At 42.9% G+C, this 8,815-nt stretch carries 4 protein-coding genes, 3 tRNA genes and 4 pseudogenes; 5 read left to right on the forward strand and 6 right to left on the reverse strand.

What is annotated here, in order from left to right:
* The first annotated feature begins 77 nt into the window (after positions 1-77).
* The gene (locus AC0LWT_RS07945; protein WP_474680684.1) at positions 78-1,742 is read left to right on the forward strand and encodes a glycosyltransferase family 2 protein; all 1,665 of its coding nucleotides are present in this window, start codon (positions 78-80) and stop codon (positions 1,740-1,742) included.
* An 8-nt stretch (positions 1,743-1,750) separates the two neighbouring features.
* On the opposite strand, the pseudogene AC0LWT_RS07950 reads toward AC0LWT_RS07945, so the two are convergent.
* Positions 1,751-2,499, reverse strand: a pseudogene (locus AC0LWT_RS07950) (transposase); the annotation flags it as partial.
* Positions 2,500-2,880: 381 nt separating this feature from the next.
* Here AC0LWT_RS07950 and rfbH point away from each other — a divergent pair.
* Positions 2,881-4,440, forward strand: a complete 1,560-nt coding sequence (gene rfbH / locus AC0LWT_RS07955; RefSeq protein WP_474680685.1) for a lipopolysaccharide biosynthesis protein RfbH — start codon at positions 2,881-2,883, stop codon at positions 4,438-4,440.
* 716 nt (positions 4,441-5,156) lie between these two features.
* On the opposite strand, the pseudogene tnpA reads toward rfbH, so the two are convergent.
* Positions 5,157-5,628: pseudogene (tnpA, locus tag AC0LWT_RS07960) on the reverse strand (IS200/IS605 family transposase).
* Between the two features lie 291 nt (positions 5,629-5,919).
* On the opposite strand from tnpA, the pseudogene tnpB reads away from it, so the two are divergent.
* A pseudogene (tnpB, locus tag AC0LWT_RS07965) lies at positions 5,920-6,158 on the forward strand (IS66 family insertion sequence element accessory protein TnpB); the annotation flags it as partial.
* A gap of 105 nt (positions 6,159-6,263) precedes the next feature.
* Positions 6,264-7,114, forward strand: a pseudogene (locus AC0LWT_RS07970) (transposase); the annotation flags it as partial.
* Between the two features lie 313 nt (positions 7,115-7,427).
* Here the strand turns inward: AC0LWT_RS07970 and AC0LWT_RS07975 are convergent.
* A complete protein-coding gene (locus tag AC0LWT_RS07975) occupies positions 7,428-7,673 on the reverse strand; it encodes a DDE-type integrase/transposase/recombinase (protein WP_474680686.1) in 246 nt (81 codons plus the stop codon).
* A gap of 601 nt (positions 7,674-8,274) precedes the next feature.
* Here AC0LWT_RS07975 and AC0LWT_RS07980 point away from each other — a divergent pair.
* Positions 8,275-8,460, forward strand: coding sequence for a hypothetical protein (locus tag AC0LWT_RS07980; RefSeq protein WP_474680687.1), 186 nt, complete (start codon positions 8,275-8,277; stop codon positions 8,458-8,460).
* On the opposite strand, the gene AC0LWT_RS07985 is transcribed toward AC0LWT_RS07980, so the two are convergent.
* From AC0LWT_RS07985 to AC0LWT_RS07995, 3 genes are all read right to left on the reverse strand, one after another.
* Positions 8,442-8,523: transfer RNA gene (locus AC0LWT_RS07985), tRNA-Leu, on the reverse strand. The two genes, AC0LWT_RS07980 and AC0LWT_RS07985, sit on opposite strands and share 19 nt — an antisense overlap.
* Before the next feature lie 14 nt (positions 8,524-8,537).
* A tRNA-Gln gene (locus AC0LWT_RS07990) sits at positions 8,538-8,609 on the reverse strand.
* A gap of 11 nt (positions 8,610-8,620) precedes the next feature.
* Positions 8,621-8,693 (reverse strand) — tRNA-His (locus tag AC0LWT_RS07995).
* Between the last annotated feature and the right edge of the window lie 122 nt (positions 8,694-8,815).

Genomic DNA, 8,815 nt, shown 5'->3' on the forward strand with positions numbered 1-8,815 from the left:
TTTATTGATTTGAGTTGATTTTATGAAAAAACATGCAGTAGAAATCACATAGATTATATAAGGGGTTTCATGTATCCATGCGTATTTTCCCCAAATTTAAAACCGCATTTCAAAAATATGGAATGAAGTATGTATTTCGCAAAGTTATTCTAAAAATAAATGAAACCATATTTTATCCTCTATGGATAAAAAAACATGAGCCCAATGCAAATACATTAGAAAAGCAAAAAACTTGCCAATTTGCATACAAGCCCCTTATAAGTATAGTCTGCCCTTTATACAACACACCTGAAAAGTTTCTGATTGAAATGATACAGTCTGTTCTGGCACAGACCTATATAAATTTTGAATTATGCCTTGCAGATGCAAGCAGTGATGATTTTGATTTAGAAAAGACTGTTAAGTCGTTCGAGAACAAATCAATAAAATACATTAAACTTGATAAAAATTATGGCATAGCTGAAAATACCAATCATGCCATATCTATAGCAAAGGGAGATTTCATCTCTTTTTTAGACCATGATGATTTATTGGCTCCTTTTGCACTGTTTGAAGTGGTTAAGGGCATTAATGAGAATAGAGATGCTGATTTTATATATTCTGACGAAGATATGATTGAAAACAGAAAAAGAAAATCACCTTTTTTTAAGCCTGACTATTCCCCATATTACTTATTTTGTCTAAATTATATTTGCCATTTTGTAACTATAAAAAGAGAATTACTAAAAAAAACTGGAGGATTAAGAAGTGAGTTTGACGGAAGTCAGGATTATGATCTTGTTTTAAACGCTACTAAACAGGCAAATCTTGTACTGCACATAAGAAAAATATTGTATCATTGGAGAGTTCATTCAAACTCTGTGGCGCAAACCATGGACAACAAGGACTATGCGCAAAAATCGGCTATACGTACATTATCAAGCTACTTTAATTCATTTGAGCCTACGCGCACAGTCAGCATTATTGAATATTCACAAAAAGGCAGATACAGGCCCATATTTAGCTTGTGTATTAAAAAAGTTTCAATAATCATTTACAATGAAAATTCAACAGAGCTTAAATACTGCTTAAATTCTATAAATATGGATTCATATAAAAACCATGAAATTATTATTGTAGGAAAGCCCTTTTATGCTGAAAATTTGAGATACATCTCTACTGATCATTTAGATATATTTGAAAGTTTTAATATTGCTGTCTCAGCAGCAACTGGGGAGTATTTATTATTCCTACATTCAAGCGTCAGGTGTGTTGACAGTTCATACATTTCAGAATTATTGGGCTATTGCCAATTAGATAACGTAGGTGCAGTAGGATCGAAAATTCTTAACACCACAGGAAAAAAAGTGGAAAGCCAAGGAATATATTTTACCACACCAACCACAATAAAACATGGAATGAAAGATGAACAGGCAAATTATCCAGGATACTATGGCAAAGGGTTTTTGTTGCATAATGTAAACGCCCTTTCATACTTGGGAATGATGACAAGCAAAAAAAACTTTGAAAATGTAAATTGCTTTGATGTTGAGACGTTCAAAACATCGTTTTCTGATGTTGATTATTGTCTAAAGCTTTTTAACAGTGAAAAACAAATTATTGTTAATCCTAATGGGAAGTTGATTTGCTCTCATGCAGATCACATCCTTAGGATAGATGATAAAGATTTGAGTGCTTTAAGGAGCAAGCATCTTAATTTAAAAGATTATCCAAAATATGATATTGCGGAGTATTTTAGGTGACTTATGTATCACTTGACAAATTTCTTATAAGCTAATTTCATGCAATTGTATGTCAGAGTTACAAGATTGAAATGAACTTTAGCTTTTTGTCCTTTCCGAAACCGTACATTGTTTAGCTGAAAGAACTCTTTCAAATAAGCATTGACTCGTTCGACGCGTACCTCTTCTTCGCAATATCTTTCCATGACTGCGATCCACGTGCTGGGGCCGTATATTTGCGAAGATCTGTTGTCAACTTTAACTTGTAAACTCTTTGACATAGTGTATCCTGAGCCAACGGACAACGTTTACATTCCTTCAAACGAACGAACTTGCTTGTTGATCGGTTCGTAATCGTAAACTGCGTCCATTGTGGTATACTTGATCGCATAACCCTTAAGCTGCGATCCCGTCGAAAAGATTTCCCGAAGAAAGCAGTGAGCCAAGATTATATTGACTCTGGGATCCAACCGCCAAATGACCTTTGTATCCATACCAAAACATGTTTTTCCTTCGCTACTTTTCTTCACTCCCCATTGTAGGGCAAGTGGAATCTCCCCTCTTAAGGTAGCGTAAGATTCATTTTGGGTTCTGGCTTATCCAGTTTTGCCGGCGCTTGGTCTCGATCTTCGATATGTGTACCGTCAATCGCAACAGTATCTTCTGTAACAAAGCCCTCATTCAGGGCTTGCTGAAAAGTTTGTTCCTGAATGGATTCAAGAACATCACTTTGACTTATTTTCTGAATGAGTCTAGAATATGAAGCTGCAGAAGGGATCTTCTCAGCTAGGGAAAAAAACAATCCATGCTAAACAGGATGTCATCACGAAGTCGTTTCAATAAATCATTGATTGTCGAAACTCGCTCCACAATCCTAGCGATTAACGAATAAATCATTGCTTGAAAGTTGACTTCAACTGGCGCTCCATATAGTGATTTTTTATTAACCAAACGTAACACTGGAGCGATGTTCATCGCAGAGAAAATGGCTTGAAATCGATCTCTTTGTTCCACCTCATAAAATACTTGAAGGGTAAACAGACTCTCATGTCGAATATATGGTATAGAGAGTTTTTATTCTTAACAACTTTACTTAGTTTCGCTGGTCATAAATATTGGAGCTTTAAAGTTAGTAGCACACATCAAAGGAGTGGAGCAGATGTTGAAAATAAATGATTTGGTAAAAAAGAAATCAACAAATGAATTTGCTATTATTACAAATGTAACAATGGAAAAATATGAAGTTCTAAAACTAAGTATAAAAGAACTTTCCGATCCAAAATTTCAATTGATTATTGATATTGAGGGTGACGATACCTCCAATGTTCTACTTGATGTAAGAGAAAAGGAGTATGTTGAAAAGAAAGAAGTTGTTTATTTAAGAGATTTGCCTAGAGAACTAGCAGAGAAGATCATGAGACTTGAGATACTTTCTAAAGTAGAGATGTTCTATAAAACATTTCATAAGAAGAAAGAGTCCTTTAATCCAGAGTCATCCTCCATTGCCTATGGCGGACGTGTTTACGATGAAAGAGAAATGAAAAACCTTGTCGATTCATCTTTGGATTTCTGGCTAACCGCAGGAAGGTTTAGTAAGCAATTCGAAAAAGAGTTTGCAGAGTATGTAGGTGTTAGATATGCTTTGCTAACAAACTCAGGATCATCAGCAAATTTATTAGCGTTTTCAGCACTAACCTCACCTAAGCTAGGAGATCGTCAAATACTACCTGGGGACGAGGTGATTACCGTAGCGGCTGGTTTCCCTACAACAGTCACTCCAATTGTACAGAACGGGGCAGTTCCTGTCTTTGTCGACGTTGAGCTAGGAACATATAACATCATGGTAGACCGAATTGAGGGTGCCGTTACTTCAAAAACCAAAGCCATTATGATAGCCCATACAATGGGTAATCCATTTGAGCTAGACAAAGTAGTTGATCTTGCTAAGAAATATAATCTTTGGCTAATCGAAGATAACTGTGATGCACTTGGATCAAAATTTGACGGGAAATTGACTGGTACATTTGGCGATATTGCCACATCTAGCTTCTATCCCCCACATCATATGACAATGGGGGAGGGGGGAGCCGTTTATACAAATAATCCTCAGCTTAAAATGATTATTGAATCTTTCAGAGATTGGGGAAGAGATTGCTGGTGTCCTTCCGGATGTGATGATACATGTAAAAAACGATTTGGCTGGGAGCTTGGAACGCTACCATACGGTTATGATCATAAATATACGTACTCACACATTGGTTATAACCTTAGAGTAACAGACATGCAAGCTGCTGTTGGAATTGAACAACTTAAGAAAGTGCCTTCTTTTGTTGAGGCAAGAGTACGAAATTTCAATCGACTTTCAGAAGGATTGAAAGATCTTAATGATTATTTCATCTTGCCTAGAGCAACTAAAAATTCTACGCCAAGCTGGTTTGGATTTATTATAACTCTTCGTGAAAATGTCGGATTTACAAAAAATGGAATTGTTCATTATCTAGAATCTAATAGAATTCAAACACGTATGTTGTTTGCTGGAAATTTAACAAGGCAACCTGCTTTTCAAGGAGTTACGTACAGGATTCATGGAGATTTAACAAATACCGACAAAATTTTAAATGACACATTCCTTGTAGGTGTTTATCCTGGCCTGACAGATGAAATGGTAGAATATATGGTACTCAAAATTAAAGAATTTGTTAAATCTAAACATAATTAAGACTTGCTGGACGATTCCAAAATGGCAAAGATTAGCTGGCTGGTCCGCTAAGCCGTATACCGTGCAGTTTGCAGAATGTTCGGTTCTCGCGAGTACGATAAATTTGACCCGCGAGGACAACTTTCGGATAGAAACGATTTGTACGTTTCAAGGGATTCAATGAGCCTCGTGATAGGACCGTTTACAGACATTATTGATACATGGCTGGAGGAAGATCGGTTACTCCTTCGCAAATAGCGGCATACTGGAGTGCGAATCTTTCAACGGTTTCGTGATGAACATCAATTTACAGGTGGGTAACGAACCGTGCTCACTTATGTATGCAAAAGAAAGACCGGGCTGGAGCTAGGGCGTGCGAAAACTAATGAGCTTCTAGAACATCCGCCAGGTGAAGCGCAAGTGGATTTTGCCACCATGGAGGTAGTCAAGGGCGTCGGCTGTTGACCTAAAAGTTGCTGGTCGTATCACTTCCTTACAGCAATGCAGCATTCGTGTCCCCCCACACCAGCAGAGAATCAGGAGTGCTTCTTCTTGGAAGCCCTAAAAAATGTTTGAACAAATGGGAGGCGTTCCGCGGCGGATTTGGTACGACAACTAGTCTGCTGCCGTAGTCCGTATTGAAAAGCAAGTTGAGAGGCAATTGACGGATGGTTTTCAGCATTTTGAAAGTCTGCCAACCGCGAGACTTTCACGGGCTGGCTCCTAAAGGGGCTACGTTACCTACCCTTTTTGGCCGACTCCCCCGTAAACGGGTCGATGAGTTCTTTCATCGTGAGTTGCTCGTAGTTCTTGTCTTCACTAAGTTGATTGCGAATGTACGCCTCAATCACTTTTTTTGTTTCGACCTACCGTATCCACGTAATACCCACGGCACCAAAATTGGCGACTACCGTATCGGTATTTCATATTCGCAAATTGATCGAAGATCATCAGCGAGCTTTTTCCTTTCAGGTAGCCCATAAATTCTGAGACACTTAACTTCAGGGGGATGCTCACTAGTATATGAATGTGGTCCAGACATGCTTCCGCTTCCAGAATTTCTACCCCTTTTCTCTCACACAGCTGACGAATGATCCTTCCAATTTCCCGTTTCAACTTTCCGTAAATCACTTGTCTGCGATATTTCGGTGCAAATACAATATGGTATTTGCAGTTCCATTTCGTATGTGCTAGACTGCTGTTGTCCATCCTTTGCTCTCCTTTGATTTCTTTTGTGCGGTTGGCAGACCGGCACTCATCTTATCATGGAGGTCAAAGGATTGACTACTCATAGCTATAAGCTTTCCTGAACCCCCAGTCGTACTGGGGGTTTTCGTATGCAAAAATGCCCTTTATTTCTGACGAAATAAAGGAAAAAATCACAGAACTTTGTCCCGGATTCTCCCCCCGCCTTACTCCAGTTTATCGTACAGGCGCTAGAGCCGCTATGCTGACGCTCTCAAGTAGCCATCGCGTCTACCTTGCCTGTGGTCAACGGATCTGCGCAAGTCCATCGACGGTCATGCCGCCCTCGTTCAGGAGGGCTTCGTCCTCGACCCGTTCGCTCCCTCTTTGTTCGTATTCTGCAATCAACTAAAGATCTGTACGGGGAGCACAACGGCTTTGGGCTGTTCTATCGCCGCCTTGAGCGTGGAACATTTCAATGGCCGACTGGCACGGAGCGCACCACAGCCGTCTCTTCGCGTGAGCTACGCTGGCTGCTCGACGATCTTTCTCTCAGCCAGCGGCAGGCGCACGCCAAGATTACGGCCATTCGGTCATTTAACGGGCAATGTTCGCCGTTTCGCCAGGAAAAGCAGGTCCGCTTCTTGAATTCATCTCGTATGGAAAATCGAGCGAATGTTCAATCCCAAACCGAAAACTATGGAGCGAAGATCGCGGAACAAGATGCACAAATCGCCGAGCTTACGACCAAGCTGAAGTGGTACGAAGAACAGTTCCGTCTGGCGCAGCACAAGTGTTCCGGTGCCTCGAGAGAGAAGACGCATCCCGATCAACTCACACTGAATCTCTTTAACGAAGCCGAGACGCTGGCGACGACGGCAGGTGAAGAGCCTTCCCTTGATAAGGTCACCTACTCCCGCAAGAAACCCGGAAAACGCGAGGCCAAGCTCGAACACTTCCCGGTGGAGCCCATTCACTACGAGCTGCCTGAAGATGAGTGGACATGCGTGTGTTGCGGCGGTTCGGCTACACGAGATGAGCATCGAGACGCGTAACGAGCTCAAAATCGTTCCCGTGGAAGTCAAGATCGTGCGTCACATGCGGTAGGTCTACGGGTGTCGTCATTGCAGGCGCGAAGAAATTCGTACGCCCATCGTGACCCTTCCATGCCGAAGCCGTCTCCCCGGGGAGCTTAGCTTCCCCGTCCATTCTGGCGCATGTCATGAGCCAGAAGTATGTGGACAGCCAGCCGTTGTACAGGCAGGAGCAGCAGTTCGCGCGGCTCGGTCTCATCCTTTCGCGGCAGACGCTCGCAAACCGGATGATTTACGTCCCGGAGCAGCGGCTCGTTCGCCTTACTGACCGGATGCGTATGCATCTGCTGGAGAAGGGCATTGCCCATGCGGACGAGTCGACGCCCAGTCCAATGCCTACATGTGGCTGTACCGTACGGGGCTTATGGACGTTGCCATCGTTCTGTGAGTACTGCCCGTCGCGAGGCGCTGAGAATCTGGACCTCTGTCAAGATAGTAGACACACAGTTTAACGATTTACCGTATTAAAGTAGAATTGCCGTTCAAAATCAGTCGGCGTACAGTAAGCGATCGTCGAGTGAATACGCTCATTGTTGTAAAAAACTTTGATGTAAAGATGCTTTTCTCCGCCTCAGCACGGGTCTCATATTTGTTCAAGTAGATAAGTTCCTTTTTGATGATGCTGTGAAATGATTCAATGCAAGCGTTCTCGTAGCAGTTTCCTTTTCGGCTCATGCTCCCCATCATGGAATAGACCTGAAGCTGCTTCTGGTAGTCTTGAGAGGCGCACTAGCTGCCGCGGTCGGAATGATGCAACACTTCTCCATCGGGCTGCTGACGGCCGTAGGCTTGCCTCAGCGCCTGCAGCACCAGATCTTTTGTCATGCGGTCGCTCATATGCCATCCGACGATCTTGCGGGAGTATAGATCCATTTCGCTTGCCAGGTACAGCCAGCCCTCACCGGTCGCGACATACGTAATATCCGTCACCCATTTTTCATTCGGTTTACTTGCCGTAAAGTCTTGGTTCAACACGTTGTCTTGTACCGGCAGGTTGTACTTGGAATTCGTTGTGGCTTTATATTTCTTGACGGTTCTAGACCGCCTATTCTTGCTTCTTCATGATCCTTGTCACGGTCCGTTCCGAAATACTGACTCTTGCTGATGCAGCTTCTGTGTGACCTTTGGACCTCCATAAAGCTGATGGGAATCGGCGAACACTTCCCTGACCTGCTCCATCCATTCTTTGTGCTGACGCTCTCGCTCGCTTTCGGGGCGATCACGCCATTTGTAATATCCGCTGCAAGATACATTCATTACTCTGCACAACTTCTCCAGCCGGTACTCGGAGCGGTATTCGTGGATGAAAGCATATTTTCCGACGGTCTTTCGCGAAGAAGCGCATGGCCTTTTTTAAGATTTCGTTCTCCTCTTGTAGTTCTCGTATTTGCTTTTGCATTCCCCGCAATTGGTGATCTTCCGACTTGTACGCTTGCTGCTGAGCGATTTCCGGCTCACCACCGAACTTCTTCATCCAGCCATACAACGTGTTGTCCTTGATTCGTGTTCGCCGACGCTGCCGTTTGTTTGCCGCGTTTTTAAACAACAATAACTACAATATACGATAGCCCTCATCATGATCGCATGGTGGGGGCTGTTTGACGCTTACGTTGCAACCAACACTTTTGCCCAGAATCAGATGCCACCCACTCTCGGTCTTCATCCATTTATTTACCGAAACGAAAATGCAAAAACACAGAAAAATCCCGTTGTTGCGGGATTTTTCTGTGTTTTCAAGAAGGATGCGGTCGGAGGGATTTGAACCCTCACGCCTTGTGAGCGCCACCCCCTCAAGATGGTGTGTCTGCCGTTCCACCACGACCGCGTATGAAATTAAAACTGGGGATCTAGGATTCGAACCTAGGCATGACGGAGTCAAAGTCCGTTGCCTTACCGCTTGGCTAATCCCCAACATGGAAAAGGGCGATCGATGGGACTTGAACCCACGAATGCTGGAGCCACAATCCAGTGCGTTAACCCCTTCGCCACGACCGCCATATAGGAGGTTGTTTATTCCCTGAAAACTAGATACGAAACTTGCGTAAAGTGTGAGTTAAATTGTATAGGTTAAGCCCTCGACCGATTAGTATTCGTCAGCTCCACACGTTGCCGCGCTT

The sequence above is a fragment of the Paenibacillus sp. sgz302164 genome (genome assembly GCF_056120505.1).

Coding starts and splice junctions, on each gene's coding strand:
- AC0LWT_RS07980 (WP_474680687.1), top strand. CDS start 8,275: ATGATCGCATGGTGGGGGCTGTTTGACGCTTACGTTGCAACCAACACT.
- rfbH (WP_474680685.1), top strand. CDS start 2,881: ATGTTGAAAATAAATGATTTGGTAAAAAAGAAATCAACAAATGAATTT.
- AC0LWT_RS07945 (WP_474680684.1), top strand. CDS start 78: ATGCGTATTTTCCCCAAATTTAAAACCGCATTTCAAAAATATGGAATG.